The 22,981-nt window shown below is 66.5% G+C and carries 18 protein-coding genes and 1 pseudogene; 11 read left to right on the forward strand and 8 right to left on the reverse strand.

The window, feature by feature from the left end:
• Nucleotides 1–6: 6 nt before the first annotated feature.
• Both AB0M01_RS12010 and AB0M01_RS12015 read left to right on the forward strand, forming a co-directional pair.
• Entirely contained in the window at nucleotides 7–606 is a 600-nt protein-coding gene (locus AB0M01_RS12010) for a helix-turn-helix domain-containing protein (RefSeq protein WP_363668358.1), read from the forward strand.
• Nucleotides 603–1,877, forward strand: coding sequence for a sigma-70 family RNA polymerase sigma factor (locus AB0M01_RS12015; protein WP_363668360.1), 1,275 nt, complete (start codon nucleotides 603–605; stop codon nucleotides 1,875–1,877). The genes AB0M01_RS12010 and AB0M01_RS12015 overlap by 4 nt, the downstream gene beginning before the upstream one ends.
• Here AB0M01_RS12015 and AB0M01_RS12020 read toward each other — a convergent pair.
• Both AB0M01_RS12020 and AB0M01_RS12025 read right to left on the reverse strand, forming a co-directional pair.
• Nucleotides 1,828–3,372 carry an MFS transporter gene (locus AB0M01_RS12020; protein ID WP_363668362.1) on the reverse strand — a complete coding sequence of 515 codons (1,545 nt, stop codon included), beginning with the start codon at nucleotides 3,370–3,372 and terminating at the stop codon, nucleotides 1,828–1,830. The two genes, AB0M01_RS12015 and AB0M01_RS12020, sit on opposite strands and share 50 nt — an antisense overlap.
• Nucleotides 3,365–3,802 (reverse strand): hypothetical protein, encoded by a 438-nt coding sequence (locus AB0M01_RS12025; protein WP_363668364.1) that lies wholly within the window; start codon nucleotides 3,800–3,802, stop codon nucleotides 3,365–3,367. Before AB0M01_RS12025 ends, AB0M01_RS12020 begins: the two co-directional genes overlap by 8 nt.
• Nucleotides 3,803–3,923: 121 nt before the next feature.
• On the opposite strand from AB0M01_RS12025, the gene AB0M01_RS12030 reads away from it, so the two are divergent.
• From AB0M01_RS12030 to AB0M01_RS12040, 3 genes are read left to right on the forward strand one after another with little or no spacing between them, the layout of a single operon-like run.
• The gene (locus AB0M01_RS12030) at nucleotides 3,924–5,135 is read left to right on the forward strand and encodes an alpha/beta hydrolase fold domain-containing protein (protein WP_363668366.1); all 1,212 of its coding nucleotides are present in this window, start codon (nucleotides 3,924–3,926) and stop codon (nucleotides 5,133–5,135) included.
• A 27-nt stretch (nucleotides 5,136–5,162) separates the two neighbouring features.
• On the forward strand, nucleotides 5,163–6,467 hold the full coding sequence (locus tag AB0M01_RS12035) for an acyl-CoA dehydrogenase family protein (protein WP_363668368.1): 1,305 nt from the start codon (nucleotides 5,163–5,165) through the stop codon (nucleotides 6,465–6,467).
• Nucleotides 6,467–7,678, forward strand: coding sequence for an acyl-CoA dehydrogenase family protein (locus tag AB0M01_RS12040; protein WP_363668370.1), 1,212 nt, complete (start codon nucleotides 6,467–6,469; stop codon nucleotides 7,676–7,678). Before AB0M01_RS12035 ends, AB0M01_RS12040 begins: the two co-directional genes overlap by 1 nt.
• A 39-nt stretch (nucleotides 7,679–7,717) precedes the next feature.
• Here AB0M01_RS12040 and AB0M01_RS12045 read toward each other — a convergent pair whose 3' ends face one another.
• Nucleotides 7,718–9,031, reverse strand: coding sequence for a site-specific integrase (locus AB0M01_RS12045; protein ID WP_363668372.1), 1,314 nt, complete (start codon nucleotides 9,029–9,031; stop codon nucleotides 7,718–7,720).
• A 1,629-nt stretch (nucleotides 9,032–10,660) separates the two neighbouring features.
• Between AB0M01_RS12045 and AB0M01_RS12050 the strand changes: the two genes are divergently transcribed.
• Nucleotides 10,661–12,295, forward strand: a complete 1,635-nt coding sequence (locus tag AB0M01_RS12050) for an SIR2 family protein (RefSeq protein ID WP_363668374.1) — start codon at nucleotides 10,661–10,663, stop codon at nucleotides 12,293–12,295.
• A gap of 191 nt (nucleotides 12,296–12,486) precedes the next feature.
• Here the strand turns inward: AB0M01_RS12050 and AB0M01_RS12055 are convergent.
• The 3 genes and pseudogenes from AB0M01_RS12055 to AB0M01_RS12065 form a co-directional block, all read right to left on the reverse strand.
• Nucleotides 12,487–13,065: pseudogene (locus AB0M01_RS12055) on the reverse strand (DUF5677 domain-containing protein); the annotation flags it as partial.
• Entirely contained in the window at nucleotides 13,065–14,072 is a 1,008-nt protein-coding gene (locus AB0M01_RS12060; protein ID WP_363668376.1) for a DUF4238 domain-containing protein, read from the reverse strand. The gene AB0M01_RS12060 and the pseudogene AB0M01_RS12055, both read right to left, overlap by 1 nt.
• Before the next feature lie 58 nt (nucleotides 14,073–14,130).
• Entirely contained in the window at nucleotides 14,131–14,904 is a 774-nt protein-coding gene (locus AB0M01_RS12065; protein ID WP_363668378.1) for a PIG-L family deacetylase, read from the reverse strand.
• Between the two features lie 19 nt (nucleotides 14,905–14,923).
• Between AB0M01_RS12065 and AB0M01_RS12070 the strand changes: the two genes are divergently transcribed.
• The 5 genes from AB0M01_RS12070 (at nucleotide 14,924) to AB0M01_RS12090 (ending at nucleotide 21,739) form a co-directional block, all read left to right on the forward strand.
• Nucleotides 14,924–15,961 carry an iron-siderophore ABC transporter substrate-binding protein gene (locus AB0M01_RS12070; RefSeq protein WP_363668380.1) on the forward strand — a complete coding sequence of 346 codons (1,038 nt, stop codon included), beginning with the start codon at nucleotides 14,924–14,926 and terminating at the stop codon, nucleotides 15,959–15,961.
• A gap of 574 nt (nucleotides 15,962–16,535) precedes the next feature.
• Nucleotides 16,536–17,564: a hypothetical protein gene (locus AB0M01_RS12075; protein WP_363668382.1), complete on the forward strand. Its 1,029-nt coding sequence runs from the start codon at nucleotides 16,536–16,538 to the stop codon at nucleotides 17,562–17,564.
• 221 nt (nucleotides 17,565–17,785) lie between these two features.
• Nucleotides 17,786–19,522 (forward strand): hypothetical protein, encoded by a 1,737-nt coding sequence (locus AB0M01_RS12080; protein WP_363668384.1) that lies wholly within the window; start codon nucleotides 17,786–17,788, stop codon nucleotides 19,520–19,522.
• Between the two features lie 171 nt (nucleotides 19,523–19,693).
• Nucleotides 19,694–20,836 carry a DUF4062 domain-containing protein gene (locus AB0M01_RS12085; RefSeq protein ID WP_363668386.1) on the forward strand — a complete coding sequence of 381 codons (1,143 nt, stop codon included), beginning with the start codon at nucleotides 19,694–19,696 and terminating at the stop codon, nucleotides 20,834–20,836.
• A 405-nt stretch (nucleotides 20,837–21,241) separates the two neighbouring features.
• Complete coding sequence (locus AB0M01_RS12090; RefSeq protein WP_363668388.1) at nucleotides 21,242–21,739, forward strand: hypothetical protein; 498 nt, start codon at nucleotides 21,242–21,244, stop codon at nucleotides 21,737–21,739.
• Between the two features lie 382 nt (nucleotides 21,740–22,121).
• On the opposite strand, the gene AB0M01_RS12095 is transcribed toward AB0M01_RS12090, so the two are convergent.
• Nucleotides 22,122–22,442 carry a hypothetical protein gene (locus tag AB0M01_RS12095; RefSeq protein WP_363668390.1) on the reverse strand — a complete coding sequence of 107 codons (321 nt, stop codon included), beginning with the start codon at nucleotides 22,440–22,442 and terminating at the stop codon, nucleotides 22,122–22,124.
• Nucleotides 22,442–22,981 carry a hypothetical protein gene (locus AB0M01_RS12100; RefSeq protein ID WP_363668392.1) on the reverse strand — a complete coding sequence of 180 codons (540 nt, stop codon included), beginning with the start codon at nucleotides 22,979–22,981 and terminating at the stop codon, nucleotides 22,442–22,444. The genes AB0M01_RS12095 and AB0M01_RS12100 overlap by 1 nt, the downstream gene beginning before the upstream one ends.

The following is a 22,981-nucleotide window of genomic DNA, read 5'->3' on the forward strand; positions in this document are numbered from 1 at the left end:
GAATCTATGACTGACACGGTCGAATCGGGCAGCCGGAGCCGGACCCGACGCGCGATCCTGGACGCCGCCGTACGGGTGTTCGCCCAGCGCCGGGCGGCGTCACTCGCGGACGTCGCGGCGGAGGCGCAGGTCGCCCGGAGTACCTTGCACCGGTACTTCCCGGACCGCGCGGAGCTGGTCCAGGCGCTGGCCGACGACCTGCTGACGGTGTTCGAGCGGGTGATCCGCGAGGCCGAGACCGATCAAGGGCCGGCGCGGGATGCGCTGCAGCGACTGATCGGCGGCTACCTCGAGCTGGGCGAGCGGATCTACTTCCTGTTCAGCGAGCCGAGCTTCAACCAGCCCGACCCGGACTCCGAGGTCGCCCGGTTCTTCGAGAAGCTCGACCTGGTCTGCAAGCCGGTCGAGGTGCTGATCGCGCGCGGGCAGCGCGAGGGCGTGATCGCCAGGAACATGACCGTCGACTGGATCATGCGGATGCTGCTCTGGATGGTCTTCATCGGCTGGGACGCCGTCGAGGACAAGGCATTGTCGCGGCTGCAGGCGCAGGCGGTTGTGCTGCAGACGATCGAGTCCGGCATCCTCGAACCGTCGGACAACCAGTGATCGAGCCGCTGCTGCGGGAGCTGGCTCCGCAGGTTCTCGGCTTCCTAGCGCGCCGCCACGGCCAGTTCGATCTCTGCGAGGACGCCGTCCAGGAAGCGCTGATCGCGGCGGCCCAGCAGTGGCCGAACGACGGCGTACCGGGGAATCCGCGCGGCTGGCTGATCACCGTCGCGACCCGGCGCCTCACCGACCAGTTCCGCAGCGAGAGCGCACGGCGCAAGCGCGAGGACTCGGTCGCCGCGATGAGCGGTCCGGAGGAGCTCGTCTCGCCCGGCGCCGACCACGAGCAGCCGGCCGAGGACGACACGCTGACGCTGCTGTTCCTCTGTTGCCACCCAGCCGTCACACCGGCTTCGCAGGTCGCCCTGACCCTGCGTGCGGTCGGCGGTCTCAGTACGGCGGAGATCGCGCGCGCCTTCATGGTGCCTGAGGCAACGATGGCGCCGCGGATCAGCCGCGCCAAGAAGAGCATCAAGGCGGCCGGCAGCCGGTTCGTCCTCCCGCCGGAGGAGGAGCGCGCCGACCGGCTGCGCGTCGTACTGCAGGTGCTCTACCTGATCTTCAACGAGGGCTACACGGCCAGCTCAGGCGAAGAGTTGCAGCGCGTCGAGCTGACCGCGGAGGCGATCCGCCTGGCCCGGATGCTGCGTGAGTCGCTGCCGGACGAGGGTGAGGTCGCCGGGCTCCTCGCGCTGATGCTGCTCACCGACGCGCGCCGGGCCGCGCGGACGACCGACGCGGGCGAGCTGATCCCGATCGACGAGCAGGACCGCTCGCTGTGGAACCAGGAATCCATCACCGAGGGTGCCGACCTGGTCCTGAAGACGCTGGCCGAGGGTGAGGTCGGCTCGTACCAAGTGCAGGCCGCGATCGCTGCCGTGCACGCCGAGGCGCCGACCGCCGAGGAGACCGACTGGCCGCAGATCCTCGGGCTCTACCTGCTGCTGGAAAAGCTCGCGCCGAACCCGATGGTCACGCTCAACCGCGCGATCGCGCTCGCCCAGGTCGAGGGCCCGCAGGCCGGCCTCGAGCTGCTGGCGACGCTGGACGACGACAAGCACCTGGCCGACAACCACCGCCTGGACGCCGTCCGAGCGCACCTCCTGGAGCGAGCCGGTGACGTGAGCGCCGCCAGGGAGCACTTCCTCGCGGCAGCACGCCGTACGACGAGCCTGCCGGAGCAGCGCTACCTGACGGCCAAAGCAGCCGGTACGGCGAACGTCAGACCAGCTCGGTCTCCCGACCCGAAGGCTCCTCCGCAGGAGTCCTGAGCCGGACGGCCGCCATCACCGCGCAGCCGAGGAAGAGGACGGCTCCGACCGCGGCCACGGCGTGCAGACCGGACGTGAACGCCGCCTTCGCCAGCGCCTCCAGCTCAGTGCCCAGCTGCCCGGGTAGCTGCCCAGCGGTGGCAACAGCCGCTGTGACGCTCTGGAGGGACTGGTCCGCAGCACCGCTCGGCAGACCAGCCGGGAGCTCGCCATCGAGCGAGTGCCGGTAGACCAGAGTCCCCAGGCTGCCGAGCAGCGCGATCCCCAACGCGATCCCGGCCTCGCCGCTGGTCTCGTTGAGCGAGGCTGCGGACCCAGCACGCTGCGGCGGCGTCGCCGCCATCATCAGGTTCATCGTCAACGCCATCGGCAGCCCCATCCCGAACGACGCGATGACCAGCCCGCCCACCAGTACGCCGAGCCCGCCGTCGCTGGCGGTCAGCGTCACGACCAGCAGCCCCGCAGCGCACAGCACCAGCCCGCCGGCGACCACCGTCGACGTCGGCCACCGCTGCCCGAGCCGCGGGGCCAGCGTGAGCCCAGCGATCATGGCAACGTTCTGCGGGATCAGCCACAGGCCGGCGTGCAGCGGGGACAGCCCTTCGACCACCTGCAGGAACAGCGCCGCCTGGAAGGCGATCCCGGCCATGACGACCCCACCGGCGAACTGCACCCCGAGCGCTGGGCTGAAGCGCGGCAACCGGAACAGGCTCAGGTCCAGCAGCGGGTGCTCCAGCGCCTGCTGGCGTCGTACGAACAGCACTCCGACAGCAACGCCTGCAGCGAGGGCCAGCACTGGCCACACCGCCCAGCCGGACCGGGCCAGTTCCTTCAGCCCCCAGATCGCCGGGAGGATCGTGGCCAGCGACAGTACGACGCTCGCCAGGTCGAGGCGCCCGGCGTCCGGGTCCTTGTACTCCGGCAGCAACACCGGGCCGACGACGAGCAGCAGTGCCATCACCGGTACGCCGAGCAGGAACGCGGAGCCCCACCAGAAGTGCTCCAGCAGCACTCCGCCGACCACCGGGCCGAGCAGCATGCCACCCATGAAGCAGCTGAACCAGAGACCGATCGCCTGGCCCATCTGCTGCGGGTCGCGGAACAGGTTGCGGATCAGCGCCATCGTCGACGGCATCAGCGTCGCACCGGCCACGCCGAGCAGAGCGCGGGTCGCGATGAGCATCTCCGGGCTGCTCGACCAGGCCGCCAGCATCGAGGCGACACCGAACGCGCCGGCGCCGATCAGCAGCAGCTTCCGGCGACCGATCCGGTCGCCCAGCGTGCCCATGGTGACCAGGAAGCCGGCCAGCAGGAACGAGTAGATGTCCAGGATCCACAGCTGCTGAGTGCTGTTCGCACCCAGGTCGGCGCTGAGCTTCGGCAGCGCCAGGTAGAGCACGCTGATGTCCAGCGACAGCAGCAGCGTCGGCAACGCCAGTACGGCGAGCCCGATCCACTCCCGCCTGGTCGCGCGCAGTGTCGTGGTCTCACTCATGGTTCGTCCTTTCCAACGTGGTGATCAGGTCGGTGAGCAGCAGCAGTTCCGGCCACCCCTCCTGTACGGCGATCCGGCTGACCTCCACCGCCAGCGCGAGCCCGTCGCCGCGGCCGGAGATCAGTAGGCGTGCCGGGTCGGCCTCCAGCTCGGCAGCGTGGTCAGCTGCCCAGCCGACGATCGTGCGGGCGTCAGCCAGCGCCTGCACGGGCTCCGGTGCGGTAGGGCCGGCCAGGATCACCAGTCCGCCGCGTCGGCAGAGCTCACGGCACTCCTGGTCGGGCTCGGTGCTGTCGGAGCCGGGGAAGAAGACCAGCAGCGGCGGTGTCCGGGCACCGCCGCGTGCCGGCCAGTAGATGCGGGCCCAGATCGGCCCGGTCGTACCGCGCAGCTGGACGGCCGCGCTACGGGTCACGAGTGGTGAGGTCATGGCAGCAACGCTCGCAGCGCGACCTGGTCCAGGGGAAAGGCCGATCGTGCATCGCCGTCGTGCAGCATCGGCATCACCGGCATACGGCGAACGGCCTGCTGCTGTGGTGAGAATGGCAGGTATGAGCAACGAGTCCGCCGACGTGCTGGCGATGTCCAACACCCCGGACGCGATCGAGCTGCGGCACCTGCGCGCGTTCGTCGCGGTCGCCGAGGAGCTGAACTTCGGCCGGGCCGCGACCCGGCTGTACCTGTCGCAGCCTGCGCTGAGCCGGCAGATCCGAGCGCTGGAACGACTGGTCGGCTGCGACCTGCTCCGGCGGTCCACGCACCGGGTGGAGCTGACGCTGGCCGGCGACGCCCTGCTGGACCGGGCGCGCTCGCTGCTGGCCGACCTGGACGCCGCGGTGGCGACCACCAGGTCTGTCGGTGGGGAGCTGGTCGGGCGGGCCAACCGCCTGTGGGCGCCGGTCGCCCTGGGCGGACCGGGTGCCGAGGACCTGGTGGGCATGCGGGCGGCGTACGAGGTGATGCTGGCGCAGGCGCCGCCGCCGGCGGAGATGGTGATCGCCCCGGTGACCTGTGGGGGAGTGCCGGCGCTCAAGGTGGGCGCCCAGGCCCTGCCGACGGTGTTGCACCTGCACGGTGGCGGGTTCGTGCTCGGATCGGCGTACGGGTATCGCGGGCTCGCCGGTGCGCTGTCGGACACGATCGGGGCGGGTGTGCTGATCCCGGACTACCGGCTGGCGCCCGAGCATCCCTTCCCGGCGGCGCTCGACGACGCTCGGAGTGCCTACCTGTGGATGATCGAGCAAGGAGTTCGGCCGGAGCAGGTATTACTTAGTGGAGACTCCGGCGGTGGTGGGCTGGTGGTCTCGCTGCTGATCGCGTTGCGGGACGAGGGGCACCCGCTTCCGGCCGGTGCGTTGCTGCTGTGTCCTGGGGTCGACATGGGAGCGATCGCGGACGGTACGTCGCCGCTGGCGCGGCACGAGGGCTTCTCGACGATGGCTCAGGTGGTGAACTGGTACATCGGCGACCATCCGATCGAGGACCCGCTGATCGACCCGCTCGCCGCTGACCTGACCGGACTGCCGCCGCTGCTGATCCAGATGGCCACCGGTGATCCGGTGGCGCCGGGAGCGCGGCAGCTGGTCGAGCACGCCGAGCGGGATGGGGTGCCGGTGGTCGCGGAGCTGTACGCCGTGGACACGCACATCTTCCAGCTGTTCTGGTCGTTCCTGCCCGAGGCCCAGGAGGCGCTGATCAAGATCGGAGAGTTCGCCGCCGGACTGCGGCGACCGAGCGCCGAGGCCCGGCCAAGCGTGACTTGAGTTGTAACTTCGGTTTACAGTTGCCGCATGGCCGACGACCGCAGGGACGTGATCGGGTACGGCGTTGCGCTGCTCAACAAGGTGGCCGGCGCCCGGGTGATCGACCGGTTCGGGCTCCGCAAGCGCGCTGAGCGGGTGGTGTTCGAGGCGACCAGGACCGGGTTCCGGACTGCCGGCGCGCTGACCAGGGGCTTCACCCAGGCGACGAAGCTCGGGAAGCCCGCGCGGCTGCCCTCGGCGCACAACAGGAGCCGGTTCGACCTGACGCCGACCGACGACCAGGCGATGGTCGTTGGCGTGGTGACCGAGTTCGCCGCCGAGGTCCTGCGGCCCGCGGCGGCCGAGGCGGACACGGCCGCGACCACCGATCCGAAGGTGCTCGCGCAGTCCGCCGAGCTCGGGCTGAGCCTGATCGAGGTGCCCGAGGAGCTCGGCGGAATCGTCACCGAGCGGTCCGCGATGACCGGCGTCCTGGTCGCCGAGGCGATGGCGCACGGCGACATGGGCCAGGCCGTCGCGTGTCTCGCGCCGGCCGCGGTCAGTACGGCGATCTCGCTGTGGGGCGACGAGGCGCAGCAGGCGACGTACCTGCCGCACTTCACCGGCGAGAACGTCCCGGCGGCCGCGCTCGCGATCGTCGAGCCGCGGCCGCTGTTCGACCCGTTCACGCTCAAGACCCGGGCGACCAGGCAGCGCACCGGGTACCTGCTGAACGGCGTGAAGTCGCTCGTCCCGCGCGGCGCCGAGGCCGAGGTGTTCGTGATCGCGGCGCAGCTCGAGGACCAGGGGCCGGCGCTCTTCCTGATCGAGTCCGACCACCCCGGCGTGACCATCGAGGCCGAGCCGTCGATGGGGCTGCGGGCGGCGTCGCTGAGCCGGGTGCTACTGGCCGACGTACCGGCCACGCAGCTCGGGACGCTGGATGACTATGCCGAGTGCGTGCGGTTGTCGCGGCTCGGCTGGTGCGCCCTGAGCCTCGGTACGGCGAAAGCGGTGCTCGACCACGTCACGCCGTACGTCAACGAGCGGACCGCGTTCGGCGAACCGATCAGCCACCGGCAGTCGGTCGCGTTCATGGTCGCGAACATCGCGATCGAGCTGGAGGGGATGCGCCTGGTCACCTACCGGGCCGGATCGCGAGCCGAGCAAGGACTTCCGTACGCGCGGGAGGTCGCGCTCGCGCGCCGGCTCTGCACGGACAAGGGCATGCAGATCGGCACCGACGGCGTCCAGCTGCTCGGCGGGCACGGCTTCGTCAAGGAACACCCGGTCGAGCGGTGGTACCGCGACCTGCGGGCCGTCGGCGTGATGGAAGGCGCGGTGCTGGTCTGATGATCAACCTGGAAACCCCGCGCAAGTTCCGCGCCTTCGTCAACCAGGCGCACCAGGTCGCGGCCGAGATGCTCCGGCCGAACTCGCGGCGCTACGACCTGGCCGAGCACGAGTACCCCAAGGAGCTCGACCTGCTGGCCGCGATGGTCGACGGGCTGGGGGCTAGTGGGACCGGCTCTGGTGCAGGAGCTGGCGGCGTACGGCGTACTGACGGAGACGACGACGGCAAGATCAAGAACGGCTCGAACCTGTCGTCGGTGCTGTCGATCATGGAGATGTGCTGGGGCGACGTCGGCCTGCTGCTGTCGATGCCGCGGCAGGGGCTGGGCAACTCGGCGATCGCGTCGGTCGCCTCCGACGAGCAGCTGCGCCGCTTCGACGGCGTCTGGGCCGCGATGGCGATCACCGAACCCGGCTGCGGCTCGGACTCGGCGAACATCCGGACCACCGCGCGCCGCGACGGCGACCACTACGTGCTCGACGGCGAGAAGATCTTCGTCACCGCCGGCGCCCGCTGCGACGCGGTCGTGGTCTGGGCGACGGTCGACAAGTCGCTCGGGCGGGCGGCGATCAAGTCGTTCGTGGTCGGCAAGGACACGCCGGGACTGACCGTCGAGCGGGTCGAGCACAAGCTCGGCATCCGCTCGTCCGACACCGCGACGATCCGGCTGACCGGCTGTCGCGTCCCCGCGGAGAACCTGCTCGGCTCGCCGGATGTCGATCCCGACAAGGGTTTCGCGGGTGTCATGCAGACCTTCGACAACACCCGCCCGCTGGTCGCGGCGATGGCTGTCGGCTGCGCACGGGCGTCGCTGGAGGTCACGAAGGAGCTGCTGAAGGAGGCCGGGGTGGAGGTCGACTACGACCGGCCGGTCCACCTCCAGCCAGCCGCCGCCGCGACGTTCCTCCAGCTCGAGGCGGACTGGGAGGCGGCGTACCTCCTCACCCTGCAAGCCGCGTGGATGGCCGACAACTCCCGCCCGAACTCACTGCAAGCCTCGATGGCCAAGGCAAAAGCCGGCCGTACGGCGAACGACATCACGCTGCGCTGCGTCGAGCTGGCCGGCTCGATCGGCTACTCCGAGCACGAGCTGCTGGAGAAGTGGGCCAGGGACTCGAAGATCCTCGACATCTTCGAGGGGACGCAGCAGATCCAGCAGCTCATCGTCGCGCGGCGGCTGCTGGGGAAGACGTCAGCGGAGCTGAAATAGCCTTGTAGTACAGGGTTTTCCCGCCGCTGACGATATTCATCAGAGCAGACTCGGACCGTTGTCCGGAGGGTCGTACCCGGGCCCGATTTGGAGCCTGCTCCGTCGCTGCTCCGTGAGCCGCAGATCTAGTCGCGCGAGCCGGCGGTCCACAGCCTGGCGAGCACGTTCGTGCGACGAGGGCAGCATATGGGTGTACATCTGCAGTGTGAACCCCGGATCGTGATGTCCGAGGTACTCCGACAGTTCTCTGATGTTGACGCCGTCCGACAACGTCACGCTCGCGTAGTAGTGACGCAGGGCATGCATGCCGGTCGTGTAGTCGGCCTTGTACCGAAGTCGTCCTCGGGCATCCTTCGCGGGCGGTGGAATGACACCGGCCGTAGCGATGGCCGGCTTCCAGATCAGAAGGTTGTAGAGATCTGCACGCAGAGCTCGGCCGTCCGACCAGGCGAAGAGGAGTTCGTGTTCCTGCAGGTCGCCGTCGAGTTTCTCCCACGGCATCGTGATGACCTTCGTACCGAAGGTGTCGATGTGCTCTCTGGCCAGATCAGCTAGGCGCGGCGGCATCGGCACTGCCCGCTCCTTGTCGTTCTTCGGCAACGCGAAGACCCACTGCCGCCCAAGCCTCTTGACCTGCCGACGGACCCGGATCTCCATCTCGTCGAAATCGAAGTCCTCTATCGAGAGGCCGAAGATCTCTCCCTGCCGAAGTCCCGCGGCCGAACCGATGGTCGGTATGAGCCGGTACCGCTCGGGGTGGGCCGCGATGATGCGCTCGACCGTGTCATCGGCCCAGGCAACGACCTTGGAGAACCGCCGCGCCGGCTTCTTGACGATGCGTGACTGAGCTGGGTTGCGCTTGATGAGCTCATCGGCTGCCGCGAGCTCGAGACACCCGTTCAGGACGAGGAAGGCGCTCCGGGCCGTCGACTGTCCGTAGGTATCGATCAGTTGGGTCAGCCAGACTCCGATTTCGGACGGCAGGAGGCTCTTCACCATCCGCTTCCCGAAGGCCGGCCCCACGTGCAGCCGCCACTTGGACTCGTACTGGATCTCGCTCGCTGGATCGATCTTCCGAGCCTTGATCCACCGTGCCCAGACCTCCTCAAGACGCACCTTGCCCGCGTTCGGATCGAGATAGTCACCCCGATCCCGATCCGTCTCCTTCCCTGAGGCGTAGCGCATCGCATCGGTCTTGGTATCGAAGGCCTTGGACCGCTCCTGCCCGTTCGGATCGGTCCACACCCCCAACCACCGTTTACCTCGTCCCCACCGCTTGTCGTTCCGCTCCCGCTTCATCGACCCATCTGGCTGCGCGACAGCCCTTGTCCATTGATCCTTCGCAAACGCCATCGACCATCTCCCACCTCGTGAACCCGACGAGGTTCAACGTGTGGGCGAGTACTTGGCGACCATACTGAGGTGGGTTCGGCTGCTGACGTTCGTGCTAGCGAGCCGCGCATTCTGCGGCGCAACAAAGCTCAGGTGCATCTGAAGGCCACGGGGATCGGCCCGTTGTCCTGGGTCTCGTCGGGACGCATGCGATACGCCTCCGAGGAACATCAAATCCGGCGGTTGATCGTCTCGGCATCGCAGGTCAGAAACTCCTGGAACTGTCGCGGCAATTCGGCTCAGCAGGGCTGCCGGATCTCTCACGGCGAGTTGCTGATGCGGCGACGGCGCTGGAAGAGGGCGAACCCGTTCGGACGGCAGAAAAGGAAAACTCCGGAGGCCATCGAGATCTTGGTGATCGAAGCGAGCCGTGTTCGACGCCCAGTTGGGCGATTCTGTCTACCGGCGATGTGTACGAATTTCACCGTCGCATTCAATCGGCGCGCCTAGAGGTCGAGTGCTGGGGCGGCTCTTGCTCATCGCGGCAGAATGACAGCTCTACTGACGCAAGACGCATGTCAGAACGACACTGACAGATCGATGCTTGCCTTCATTCGGGGCTCCGCCCACCTAGAGTCTAGGTATCCGGGCACCGTCCGGCCGTGGCTCCAATACAGCAAGTTCCCAGTTCCGAAGGCAAGGAGATGTCCACCCCCAAATAAGGCGGACCCCCCGTTGCAGCGGGGAGTCCACCCAGTTCGATCCCTCCAAGAGCGGCAAGCTGATGAAAGGGAGTCAGGATGACTCTAAACCACATCTCACGTAGCGCGCGTCTCGAGCGCAAGCATGAGGCTGTCCCGAACGGCACCGCTCGGCGGCACCTCAACTCCCAACCAACCCGCATGATCTGGGTAACGTCCCTCTTGGTCGCCACCTTTGCAGGTCCCGCGGCCGGTGTCCCTGCGGCTCTCGCGGTGGCAAACGATGCAGGTGGAGAGGCGCTACCGATTGTCATCGGGATTTTGAGTGGTCTAGCCGCGGCCGTGCTCGCTGCGGTAACTGTCGCGGGTGGCCTCCAGACCCTGGTGTCGAAGCGATGACCAGGGCCCGATCGGCGGCGCCTCGATACGCGCTGGATGACGCCGTTGAGCGTCATATGGCCTCGTGTCTGGAGCTAGCCGTGACTGCGCTTGAGATGGTCACCCAGGAACCACCGTATTCTGGGAGGGTCGTAGCTCTTCACGAGTTGATCAAACGAGTTGAAGTGAGCGCCATCGCACTCTCTGCAGAAGCAGGCAGCTCCTGGGCCGTGATGGCTGCCGACTTCGGTGTTACACGTCAAAGTTTGAACTACCGGTTGAGTGATAAGGCATCGGACTGGCTGGCGGCCGCCTACAACACCACTTCGGATGATGCCCCCGCTCGAAGCCGAAACTGGCGCCGGCACATGACCGAGCTCAGAGACATGGTGCAGGAGCTCCTTGGCGATCCCGAGGAGGGGGCGAACCTGGCAGCAGCTCGGGACCGTCTGAAGAGACGTCTCTTGCGCGCGATCACTGGACGATCACAGCGCCCCCAGAGGTGATGGCGGTGCGACCTGGTGCGAGCGGCGGTGCCGCGATGGTCCGAGCGGCCTGAGACACTTCGGTCATGCTTCTCGGCGGTGTGCAGATCCCAGCTGAAGTCCTCACCGCGTGGGAGGAGCGGAAGCTGGTGATCTTCACTGGCGCCGGGACATCCATCGCCCCGCCCTCTGGCCTCCCGAGCTTCCTGAACCTGGCTGCTCAGGTCGCACACAAGGTGCAGTCGCCGCTGGACCCCGCGGCCGAGGTCTGGAAGGACCAGTTGGACTCGTTCATGGATGTACTGAACGAGGGTGACGACGTCGACGTTCACCGACTTGTCCAAGGCATCGTGACCGAGCCCGGCTCGCGACCCAACGCGAACCACGACGCGTTGGCGCGGATCGCTGCGAAATACTCGACCCGGGTCGTCACCACGAACTATGACCTGCACTTGGAGACGGCGCTCGCCGTGCACCACGAGGGCAGGTTGGATGTGTTCCGGGCTCCTGCGATGCCGCTGGGAGATGACTTCGACGGGCTGGTCTACCTGCACGGTTCCGCGGCGGATGACCCGCGGAGGCTCGTGGTCACCGACCGCGATTTCAGCTCGGCCTACTTCCACAGCGCGTGGGCTGCGCGCTTCCTGGAACGAATGTTTCGTAAGTACGTCGTGCTGTTCGTTGGATACAGCCACTCCGATGTCGTGATGAAGTACCTGGGCCTCGGGCTGGGTCCGGAGTCGAAGCGGTTCGTCATCACCGACGACCCTGGCAATGCGATCTGGCGCCGGTTGCGGGTGACAGCGCTGGAGTACCCGACCGGCCGCCACGAGGTGCTGACCAGCTGTTTGGTCGAATGGGCGAAGTTCGGCGGGCTCGGGCTCCTTGACCACCGCCGGCGCCTTCGTGAGTTGCTGTCGACCGCGTCCGAGCCTGCACCCGACGAGGAGTCGTACCTGGAGGACTCACTCGGGCGAGAGGACCGAGTCCGGTTCTTCTGCGAGTTCGCGACTGACAAGTACTGGCTCGAGTGGGCGGCGAAACGGGAGCCGTTCCGAAAGCTGTTCGACAGAAGGACTGGCCCGGGCCCGGTCACGAACGAACTTGCGGAATGGTTCGCGCACAGCTTCGCTCTGGTAGACGACGCGGAACTCGAGTCGGATGAGCGCCGAAGCTCGAGCGCATGGAGGGTGTTCGCCGAGGCAGGCGGCGTTCTCAGTGCACCGGTCTGGAACGCGCTGGGGATCGGCCTGCTGGGTATGAAGTTTGCACGCCCGGCGGATGCGACTCGATGGCTGTGGATCCTCATGGAGCAGGAGCAGGTGGGGTGCGAGGAGAGTTTCTTGGATTACGCGCTCGAGTGGACCGAGCTGTGCTCGGTGGCGGCCCACACTGCGTCCTCGCCGTTGTGCACCAGCTCGACGACGAACCCGGCGTCGCTCAGCCCACGTCGTACGGTCTCAGCCAGCCGGACCTCGTCCTCCACCATCAGCACCCGCATACCAACAGTCTCGCCCCGCCCCGCTGAGAATCCGCTGAGTGCGGTTGGCTCGGTGGGTCGGCCTGGTCAGCTGTCGGTCTCCGCGTCGGAGGACTTCGAGAGCACTATGGCAGCCCAAGCGAGGCGCGTTCCTGGATTCGGCGGCTCGAGGTTCCATTCGTGTGCGTGCACCAGCGGAACTCGTCCGAGGTGTACGAGGTCCGAGATCAGGCCCTCCTGACTCTCGTCCGACCAGAAGTTGTCGGGAGTGTGGACCGCTGAATCATCCAGGAGGCCGGCGACGCCGCGCAATGTGCCTAGGTGCTGCCGCCACAGTTCGTCGTACGCGAAATCTGCGAGATGTGCACGAAACTCCGGCTTGTCGGTGATGAGGATCCCGCCTGGGGTGCCCCACCCCCTTCGGAGAATCTCCCCGGCCGAGAAGTGCAACGCCCGGCTCGTCGCGGAGTGCAAGTACTCGTACTCCGTATCGAGCTCCACCTGTTCGGCGATCCATTTGGTGGACGGTAGCTGCTGTGACCATCCCCACTTGGCGCGGAGTTCGCGAAGTTCAGTCTTGATGTCGGGTATGAACGCGTTGCAAGCGTCCACGAAACCTGGCGGGTACCAGAGGTCTAGCGTCATGAGTTTGTCCCCGATGAAGTCACGCTGTGCGACAAGGGCTCGGATGGTGTCCCACCGCCCCATGGCTAGCAAAAGCGCGTTAGCGTCGTCGCGCTGCATGGTCGCCAGGAACGCGAGCCAGATCCTCTCCTCGAGAAAGGTGCGGACGAATCCGACCGCCAGATGTCCTTGGCGAGCCGAGCCGAGCGCGATCGCTCCCCGCAGCGAGTCCCTCTGTCGCCGGACGCAGTTGTTGACGGCCAGGGCGCGGACGTCTGGGGTCGATTCGTTCCACGTCAGCGACTTGATCTCGATCGCTTCCTCGAGCCGGTCAGCGAAGACCCTCAGCGCACCCAGCCGATCGTCCGAGGACGTGTCGCTCGTCATCAGTCGATGCTCGCACGGCGCGGTACCCACACGTGGATGACATCCTCCATGCGCTCCACCGAGCCGTCGGGGAGCCGCTGGAAACCAGGGCCGAGGTTGAATCGAAGAGTTGGCTTTCGAGGAGCCAGATGGACATCGGTGAGTGGTTTGGATCGGGTCGGGTGCCCGACAACGAACTTGTGGCAGCTCGCGGCGACATCCGCGTTGGATGCTCTGACACGAGCCGGCTCGACTAGGACGGTATCCGGCCCTGGCGTCCTCGTCAGCACGATCTGATGCCCAGGATCGAGAGGGAAGCGCACCTCGTCACAGTCGTTGAGTCCGTAGCCCTGATACCGATCCTTGGAGCTCGGAGGGCTCCAGAGGATGACGGGGGAGTCCGACGTGATGAAGCGCGGCTTGCGGGCGACCTCGAGGCGCCAGCTCATGCGCAGGAGTAGACCGGCCAGCTTGTGGACGAGCCGAAGTGAGAGGCTGATCGCGTCGGTCTTCGTGGGCACTTCGCCGTTGTCCAACTGCACGCTGGTGAAGGCGAACGCGCCGTCGACCTCTGCCGGCTTCGGCTTGAACCCCAGGTGCTCGGACTCCAAGAACTCCGCCATCAAGTCTGCTGTCAGAGTTCTTCCTGCCAGCCATCGCTCGACGGTGGCGGGGAACATGGCCTCCTCCCGGCGATCGACGGTTCGGGTCAGCTGAATCGCGACGTACGTCGCCAGGAAGTCTCTCGCGCCATCACCAACTGCCGGAAGCTGGTCGGAGACGATGACGGCCTCGATCGCCTTGGCGCCGTTACCGTCGATCTCCTCGGAGAGCCAGTCCTCGACCTCGACCGACTTCGCACCGGACTCGTCGATCGTTTCGTAGAAGCCTGTTTCGAGCGCGACGTTGATCGGATTGGTGACGATCAAACCGGTCGCGGCTCTGCGCCGAACGGCGACCTTTCCGTCCTGCCCAAAGCGTTCGAGGTACGCACGTGGGACGTAGTGATGGCGTTTGGACGTACTCACACAGTCGACGGTACGCGCATCGCTCGCTGGGGCGCATGTCGTTTACCGGGGGTGTTTCCTATCGAAGGGTCGCGAAGACGTCGTCCAAGGGACGGTCCGGTCGCCGGCCGTGTTCGACGAACCATTCTTGGCCTAGGGCTCGGCGGAAGAGCCATGGTGGGAGTTTGAGGAGCAGGGCGAGGGTTCGGGCACCTTGGTCGGCGGTGGCCTGGCTTGCGTGAGCTGCGAAGGCGCGGCGTTTGGCGTCGGCGTACGGGCGGACGTCGATGCGGTGGGTGATGGCTTCGGGTGGTGAGTAGGCGGCTGCGTAGTCGGAGGCGTGGACGTCGGGTAGTACGCCGGGGATTGCTTCGACGACGCGGACGAGGCGTTGGATCGCCTTCCGGTCGATCGTTGCTTCCAGCACCAGCCTGGTTCCGGCGGCGCGGGCGGCTTGGACGCCGGGGGCGTGGATCTGCTGATGGTCGGGATGGCCGTAGCCGCCCGCTGGGTCGTAGATCGTCAGTGCGTCGGCCTGTTCTTCGCGAAGGAGCTCGATGAGCGGTGCGGCGGCATCAGCTACTGCCAGCTGGCTGAAGGTGCCGGACGCCGGGCGTTCGGTCCGGTTCCAGCCGGAGTCAGGGAGGCCGAAGCGAACAACGCGGGCGCAACCGAGCGCCGAGGCGGCGCCGGCCTCTCCGTCGGTGGCCGCGGCCAGGACGACTCGGTGTCCCTCGGCGGCGACGCGGGCGAGGGTTCCGCCCGTCACCAGTGCCTCGTTGTCGGGGTGCGCGTGGAACGCGACCAGTCCTGCTTGACGACCGTGAGATTCACACCGATCTCGACCAACCATGACCACAGGAGATCTCCGCGTGGCCACTCTCGCCCCCACCACCGACCTCGAGTTCTCCGCGCTGGTGGACGAACTGACCCGACGTGGCTTCCTGGCCGGAGGACGGAGCACTGCAGCGCTGTTCGGCTTGGCGGCATGCGGTGATGACGACAAGCCGAGTGCAGATGCGCCGGCAGCCGCCGCTCCGGTCGCCCACAAGTACGGCACGACCACGCCGCCGACCCGGCCTCAGCGAGTGGTCAGCCTCGGATACACCGACCACGAACCGCTGCTGGCGCTCGGCGTACGCCCTGTCGGTGTGGTGGACTTCTTCGGCGAGCGCCCGTACGGCAACTGGCTGTGGGAGACCCCGCTGTGGGACGGCAGCAAGCCCGAGATCGTGGGGGAGCGCGACGAGTACCAGTACGAGAAGATCGCGGCGCTCAGGCCCGACCTGATCGTCGGCCTGTACTCCGGGATGACCCGACAGAACTACGACACCCTCAGCAAGCTCGCGCCGGTGGTCGCCCAGCCGCGCGACTACGCCGACTTCGCCGGCCCGTGGACGGTGATGACGAAACTCGCCGGCCAAGCCGTCGGCCGTACGGCCGAAGCCGACAAGCTGGTCGCAGGCATCACGGTCCAGTTCGCCAAGGCCCGGCAGGCGCACCCGGAATGGGCCGGTAAAACAGTCGCAAAGGTCGAGCCCGCCAAGGCCGACGAGTGGGCCGTCTTCGGCGCCGCCGACCCCAAGCTGCAGTTCTTCGAAGGCCTCGGCTTCACCGTCGCCCCGGCCGTCCTCAAGCTCGAGCCGGGCGGCGACGTGGCGACGCTGAGCCTGGAGCGCCTCGACCTCCTGGAGGTCGACCAGCTCGTCGTGCTGATCGACACCGGCGACCAGACCGAGCAGCAGGTCCGCGCCAACCCGATCTTCGACAAGCTCGCGGTCGCCCGCGAGAACCGCACCCTCTACCTCCCCTTCAGCGCCGCCCCGGCAACCGGCGCCGCCCTGGCCTTCAACTCGGTCCTCAGCATCCCGTTCGGCATCGACCAGGTCGTCACCGCGCTGACCCGCTGAAGGGCCATCCGTACCACGACCATGGTCCGATAGCTGCTGCCCGAGCTAGCGAGCCACGATCGATGCATGAACCTCGACAAGCAGCACGAAGCCACGCAGCAGCCGGTCGCGCGATCACGCAGGTCGTCCGTCCGGTTGCGCGTCGGCCTGGTGATCGCCCCAATAGCCACAGCCGGAGTCGCAGCCGGCGGCCAAGCCGCCTGGTCCGCCGTCAGCACCCCGACGACAAGTCTCCGCATCCCGCCCCCACCGTCCACCCGACGGACGACAACGGCGGGCTGCGGTCACCGTCCAACCACTCAACCATCGAGCCGGGCGATGACAAGGGCGGCACCACCGGTAGCCCACCGAGCCCGGCGACGACCAGGGCGGCCACCGCGGCTCGGACTCGGGAAGGTTCTCCGACGACAGACCCAGGCACCACTAACTTGATCCAAGTGCTGAGCTGAGTCGTCCCTGGTGCCCACAGGCCCAGGGCGCTCTCGACCCGTTGCTGTCACCTAATCGTTGAGTCGCACGATCAGGCGCGGGAACTCGCGAACGGGTCGGCAGCTCGGCTTGAGACACTGATCCGGTGACGAGAGATCCTTACGACCGGTTCGCCGTCCCGCGGCCCGAGCATATCGGCGCTGCGCACGCGGAGGCTATCGACCTGGAGCTGCGACGGCTCGCGCGAGCGATCGAAGCCGGGGATGACGGGCAGGCTATCGGCTACCTCAAGTGCTTGATCGAGGCAGTTGCCAAGGTGGTGCTCGACCTCAACGGAACGCCTTCTGGCGGAGCTGACTTCGACCCGACCGTGAAGCGCGCGCACGACCTGCTCGCCGCCCAACCGGGACATGAGCTTGCGCACACCAGTCCGTTCGGCAACCTCGCGAATCAAGCCCGCAAGATGGCTGTCTCGATGAGCGCCATCCGCAACAACTACGGTGGCGGGCATGGGAGAGCCCGGCAGCCGCAGCTGCGATCCGAGATGCTGGACTTGGCGATGGACGGCTCCCTCCTCTGGGTTCGGTGGGCTGTTCGACGCCTGGGGTACTTCGCCCAGGGCCGCCCCGAAACGCTGATACGAGATCTCGTCGGCGATCCGGCCGGCCGAATCAGCTTCTCTGCCGGCGATCTCGCCTCCCGACTGCAGAGCGCCAACCTGCCCCAGAACGATCCGCGCCACGCACGGTCGATAGGAATCGCTGTTGGCCAGCGAACGGCACAGGAGACCTTCAACGTTCGCATTGAGGGCGTCGACGCCGCCATCGCAGACGACGACCTACAGCACTGGCCTGCCGGCTATCGACTCGGTGTCGCCAGTGGGCTGCTTTTCAGCCCAGACGAGATCCCGACCGTCGCCGCCTGGAACCTTCGATTGGCCCTTCGGATCTGCCTTCCTGTCACAGATGCCCCGGACGAGATCACGATACTTCTGAGGCGCGTGATGGCTACCCGAGCACCTGGCCCCCTGCCGGGTGACCAACCGGCCAACGCGGATCTGCTGTGGTTCGTGGAACAGAACGCTGGCAGTAGACCACGGAGTGAATCGGGCGCGTGGAGCGAGCTAGCACGCTACCTTCGCGGCGAGTCGACTGCAGCCGCAGTCCGACCTTGAGACTGCCAAGTGAGGATGGAGCGATGCGACATGGCGGTCGCAGGTGAGCGTGAGAACACGCCGACGCGGCGATCGGCAACGGCTTGCGCGGACTACCACTCTTGCAGTCAGCGCTGCGGCAGCCGTCGCGATAGCGGATTCCTGTACGGCCCCGACGACGCACCATAGTCGCCTCGTCGTACGGGCTGCCGCGATGATCGCGATTGTGCCAATCTGGCTGAGTGCTTCAAGTCATTTCAGGTATGTACTTCCGCGACGTGCCGCTTTACGAGTACGAACATCGCCGCACCTTGTTCACGAACGCCTACTTCGTGGGACGAAAGCCCATTGACCTGGGTGTGGCCACGCTGTCGCCGTCGTCGGCCTTCACCCCGGTGACGACAGTCTGGGCGTCGCTGACCGAACGTCTCGAAGCGAAGCAACTCAACGGTGAGGACGAGTTCATGCTCTCGACCGGCGGCGACGAGATTTTCGACGACTTGGCAGCGGTCCTGTCGTTCTCGTTCAACGCCACGTTCAGTACGCGCCACGAAACCGTTCGCCGACTCGTCTTCGAGCTCAACAACCGATCCGACCGAGGTGGCTCTACGAACGTCCTGTTGCGAACGTTCGACCGGTCCCTCGCGATCCAGCCAGCTGAAGAGGAGGATGCCCAGGTCTTCATCGGCAAGCTGCTTCGGCTTAATCGACCGGTCTACGAGCAGGCACTGCGAGCGCTAAAGCGCATCGTCGAGGCTGGCCAGCGCGCCGCAGACGACCCAACGTCGTCCTACACGGACTACGTTGCCGCACTGGAGTCGCTCTCGGCAGGATTCGATCCGCCCGGCATGGACTGGACGCGCCTCGACTCCCGCGCAAGAAAGATTCTCGACCCGGCGATCGCAGAGCTCGAAGGCCGCAGCATCGCGCCCGTGCGCGCGGCGATTCTCGAAGCCCAGCGAGCTGGCGCCAAGCACCGGTTCATTGAGTTCGTGCTCGACCATGTCGAGCCAAAACTCTTCCGGGAAGATGTTCTGGGCGCTCTGCGACCGATCACCCGACCTGCGCTCCGACGTGCTCTCTCAAGAGCCTATGACATCCGCTCCGAGAGCGTTCACAGCCTTCGTGAATTGCTCCGTGAGGCGTGGCATTCGCCAGACGGAGCGTTGACTGTCAAGCCGCCACAGGACCGTCTATTGCTCACCCACGAGGGCCTCAACAGGCTCTCCCAGCACGTTCTCCGGAATTTCGTCGCGAGGGGTTCGAATGCGGTCGACCGTACCTATGACTATCGTGAGCATCTTCCGAACGTGATCCAGGTGGAGTTCGCCCCGCAGCTCTTCATCGGCGAACCGGGATCCATGACGGCCGCCTCCGCTGATCGCCGATTCGCGGACTTCGTATCGGTCCTCGTCGAGACGTTGTCAGGGCGTAAGGAGCAACTTCAGGTCGACATGCGCCCCGTCCTCGAGCGTGTCGAACAAGTCCTGCTGGGCCGAGTACCCGCGGACGCCCGTCGGTCGATGCTCGCCATTTACTACCTGTGGCATCGGATCGCTCATTCGGGTCTACACCGGCCAGCTCCAGAGGAAACTATTTTGCAGGCAGTCGAGGTCCTCCAGCCGCCTAGCGTGACGTCGTTCGCCGTCGCGGTTCTTCTAGACCTCGATCCTGGCTGGAGCATCGACGAATGGTGCGAACTCGCTGAGGATCGCTACGCGGACCTTCAGTCGTCCAATCCGAAGCCGATGCCGCCCGAGATCGATGCCGCGCTTTGGATTAGCGTCGCGGCACAATTGGAGCAGGTTGCAGCACACAAGGAGGCGCTCGCGGCCGTCACCCGGGCGATCGACGTTCTTCCGGGTAAGCCGGTCCTTCTGGCCGCCGAGCAGCAGGTCGCCGCTGGCGGCAAGATCGAGGTCGACGTCCGGTCGCTGGTGCTCTTGCAGGCCGACGCGCACCTGACGCCGGCGCCGTAGCCCCGGATTACGGTGGTGAGGTGCGCTCCTGCCGGAGATAGGTCCAGGAAGCGCACGTTCTCGGCCATCCGTGGGGAGCGCGGTCGGCCCGGCTTCCCAGCACGAAGCATTTAGGCCGCGGAATCGACGTGGCGGTGCAGGCCCACGCGGTGGCGCCGGTACGGTGGACGAGTGATCATCGACACCACCGCGGCCGCCCGTCGAGTCGGCCGTGATCAGCTGGCCGAGTGGCTTGCGGAACAACGCGTCTTCATCTCGAGCGCGATGGGCGACACGATGGCAGAGCGCCGCGCAGTCGCTGAGGCAGTCGAGGGCCTCAGCGCACGCCCGGTCTGGTTCGAAGAATTCGGACGAGATGCCGATGCAGAGGAAGCCTATCTAGGAGAGCTGGAGGCGTCGACGATCTACGTGGGCGTGCTCAACGAGCTCTACGGCCGTCCGAACCCGCCTGACGGCGATTCTGCGACGGAGATTGAGTACCGCAGAGCGCGTCAGATCGGGAAGCGCATCAACGTGTACGTCGCCGCCGAAGCCCCGGGACGGGAGGGATCCTTGGCTCGATTCATCGAGCGCGTTCGCTTCTCTGTGACCACCGAAACGTACAGCGACGTCGCCGACCTCGCGCGAAGGGTCGAACGGCGTCTGGGTGAACTTGCGGCGGAGGCCCTGACACCGTGGATCAAGGTCGGAGACTTCGTCTTCCGCGCCGACGAGATCACCGACTCAGGAACCAAGCTCACTATCAAGGCCCGCGTCGGCGAGGAGATCGCACATCGCCTGGAGGAACTCCGTGATCAAGGGTTCGGACGTCAACAGTCTGACGTCGTGCTGAGAAGTCGGGTTGCCGCGGGCAAGCTGATGAACGTGCAGCGAACCTACCGCGCCGGTGGCGGCGAGGACCTGATGATCGAACTGGGCAACGTCCAGCCGGTCCGCGGCGACAGAATGCGTGCTGGAACCGACGGCCACACGCCTGACGACCTCGTCGAGCTGGGCGTGCGCAGCCTCTTCCTGGGCGAGCCAATCCCGGACCGGCTCGGCATGCTCAGTTTCATGACCGAAACAGGGATCAAGGCTGACGACCTGCGGCAGGCGTTCGAGTTGCCCAACGAGTTCGCCGAGGCCGTGGTTCGTCTTGTTGTCGTGGAGGGGCTCGTGGGGAGTTCCAACGCGCAGCGTGTGGTGTCGATATCCGTCGGCCCACGCAACGGGAATGTTCGGCATCTCGAGATCGAGTGGGTGGAGCCCAAGATCTACTCCGATGTCGAACCACAGCATCGACACGTCGAAGGCGATTGGTACCGTCCGGCGTGAAGTCGGCCGACGGTCGATAGCTCTAGATGGACGCGGTGGTCGCGTGCGGAACGGACGTAGGCACATCTGCAACACTGCGGCCCTCGGACACACACGGGCTGATGGCGTCATCAGCCCGTCCTCACGCTCCTCGTGGCTGATCGCCGGCGGGTGCCTCGTAGAGCTAGGCAAGACCGCCCCGCTTCAGGCGGCACTCGACGTGCTCCCGTGGCGTTACCGGACCACGTAGCTGCCGACCGCGCGGTTGCTGCTCAAGCGTTAACCGACGACGAGAGACAATCGACGTGGTCGCCACCTGCCCTGTGGGTCACTGGGCCGCGGCAGCAGTCCCTTGCGGAACCAGAGCAGCAAAGTGCCAGGAAGAGGCGCTGGTGACGGTACGCGGTTAGTGACCGCGAGCATCTCGTGGGTCCGCTGCTCAGCGACCCACCGGGCCAGTTCGCCGGCCTCGATGTCGCGAGCGAAGCCGACGTGGACGACCGCGTCCGGCTCGGCGTCGACGATCACCACGCCTCCGTCTTCCGTACGGCGAAGCCGTTCGCGAACCGGCGACCGGGGTGGACGTGCAGCGGAAAGCCGTTGGCCGGCGTCGAGCAGCTTGACGAGGATCGTCGGGACGGCGCCGTACGCGGCAACATGCGCCGCGCCGAGCCACTACTGCGGGTCGCCTGCGATCGCGTCGGTCTGGAGAGATCCTTCCGTCAGGGCGGAGAGGCCAACCGTGCCGGAATCGGCTGGTCGTCGACCCGCCCCAGTCTTCGGGGTAGTACCGATCATCGGAGCGTCGATTCCACGGAATCGGTGCAGCCCGCCTGGACCGCGGTAGAAGGGAGTGCGTTGGCCGCCAGCAGCGTCAATGACATCGGCGAATCTCCTGAAGGTCCGTTGTGTCCGCCGCCCTGAGCGTGACGGCCGACCAACCGACGGATCAGCAGTTGGACTTGTAGAAGGCGTCCTTCTGTCGCCGCCGAAGTTCTGCGCGGTGACGATCAGTGCGAGGACGCACCGTTCCCGTTTGGCTTGTGATGAGACCGTACGGCCCCACTCATCCGCGACCTCGACGACTGCCCGCGTCCTCGACGTTGTCCATGAACCACTGCCATCGGCTCCTGCGGAACCAACGTGTGCCATGCAGGCGCTGCGATCCCCAGTCGTAATCGCCCGGACTCACCACCCGGCCTCACCCGCCGGCGCAACTCGTCGATCACGCGTTCGCCGTACTCCGTCATCTGCCGGCTCTCCTTTCGACCCCGGCGAACGAGGATGCGAGATCCCGATTTACGTCCTATCTACGGATCCTGTCGGCATCGATGAAGACGAACTGCCGATGGCCCTCGTCTCCGGCGGGTGCGTTCGCGATGATCGCTGCTCCGACTTCTTCGACTGGGCCGCGCCGGAAACCACCGTCGGGATCCGGTTCGAGTTCGATCAGATCGTCGAACGTACGGTCAGGCCCCGCTTCAGCCAGCAACGCCAGGACTGTCTGCGTGTTCAGGTGCCTGCCGCGCGGTAGGTAGCTCGCCGGGATCCGGATCAGTTGAGGCCATCCTGGGCGGCCGCAGCGCTGCAGTTCGTCCCAGAAGTGGCGCCACTTCAGGGGGCGCATCAAACCGGGCAAAGGATTTGCCCACTGCTCTTGTTGTGGAGGGCGTCTGGCCAAGTCGTACCGCACGAGGCGAGGATTTGCACTGCGGTCCGGTGGCCCAAGGGGTCGATCTTGAATCGAAGAACCCGTGCCACGTCGCGTGCCGACATGACGACCATCCACTCGGCAAACCACCAGTCCGGGCCACTCCGCTGGAACGCGAGTGTCGACGCGACGACGCCGCTCTTCGTGGCCGCCTCGGCCAGGATCCCGCCCCAGGTCGGACGAGGAAACGCGTAGAACGGTTGTTTGCTCAGCGGAAGGCACAAGTAGTTCCACAGCTGCAGAAGTTTGATGTGGACGTCGTGCCGCATGGGTCCCGCGACAGTCGTGGTCTTGAGCTCGAGCTGAACGGCTTTTCCAGGTCTCCGCGGCAGCCACCCAAAGTCGATGTCTTGCCCGTACGCCGGCCACCACAGCGATGCTTTCGCCCGGTACCGGTAGTTCAGGTACTGGCTCGACCAGTGCTCGAGAGTCTTCTCGGGGACCGAAACTGTCAT

The organism is Kribbella sp. NPDC051770, assembly GCF_040681455.1.
GTDB lineage: Bacteria > Actinomycetota > Actinomycetes > Propionibacteriales > Kribbellaceae > Kribbella.

What these genes read in the sequence shown, in the direction of transcription:
- AB0M01_RS12045 (WP_363668372.1), bottom strand. Translation starts at nt 9,031, where the DNA reads ATGGCGTTTGCGAAGGATCAATGGACAAGGGCTGTCGCGCAGCCAGAT.
- AB0M01_RS12010 (WP_363668358.1), top strand. Translation starts at nt 7, where the DNA reads ATGACTGACACGGTCGAATCGGGCAGCCGGAGCCGGACCCGACGCGCG.
- AB0M01_RS12035 (WP_363668368.1), top strand. Translation starts at nt 5,163, where the DNA reads ATGGCCGACGACCGCAGGGACGTGATCGGGTACGGCGTTGCGCTGCTC.
- AB0M01_RS12065 (WP_363668378.1), bottom strand. Translation starts at nt 14,904, where the DNA reads ATGGTTGGTCGAGATCGGTGTGAATCTCACGGTCGTCAAGCAGGACTG.
- AB0M01_RS12095 (WP_363668390.1), bottom strand. Translation starts at nt 22,442, where the DNA reads ATGCGCCCCCTGAAGTGGCGCCACTTCTGGGACGAACTGCAGCGCTGC.
- AB0M01_RS12020 (WP_363668362.1), bottom strand. Translation starts at nt 3,372, where the DNA reads ATGAGTGAGACCACGACACTGCGCGCGACCAGGCGGGAGTGGATCGGG.
- AB0M01_RS12030 (WP_363668366.1), top strand. Translation starts at nt 3,924, where the DNA reads ATGAGCAACGAGTCCGCCGACGTGCTGGCGATGTCCAACACCCCGGAC.
- AB0M01_RS12040 (WP_363668370.1), top strand. Translation starts at nt 6,467, where the DNA reads ATGATCAACCTGGAAACCCCGCGCAAGTTCCGCGCCTTCGTCAACCAG.
- AB0M01_RS12050 (WP_363668374.1), top strand. Translation starts at nt 10,661, where the DNA reads ATGCTTCTCGGCGGTGTGCAGATCCCAGCTGAAGTCCTCACCGCGTGG.
- AB0M01_RS12025 (WP_363668364.1), bottom strand. Translation starts at nt 3,802, where the DNA reads ATGACCTCACCACTCGTGACCCGTAGCGCGGCCGTCCAGCTGCGCGGT.
- AB0M01_RS12100 (WP_363668392.1), bottom strand. Translation starts at nt 22,981, where the DNA reads ATGACAGTTTCGGTCCCCGAGAAGACTCTCGAGCACTGGTCGAGCCAG.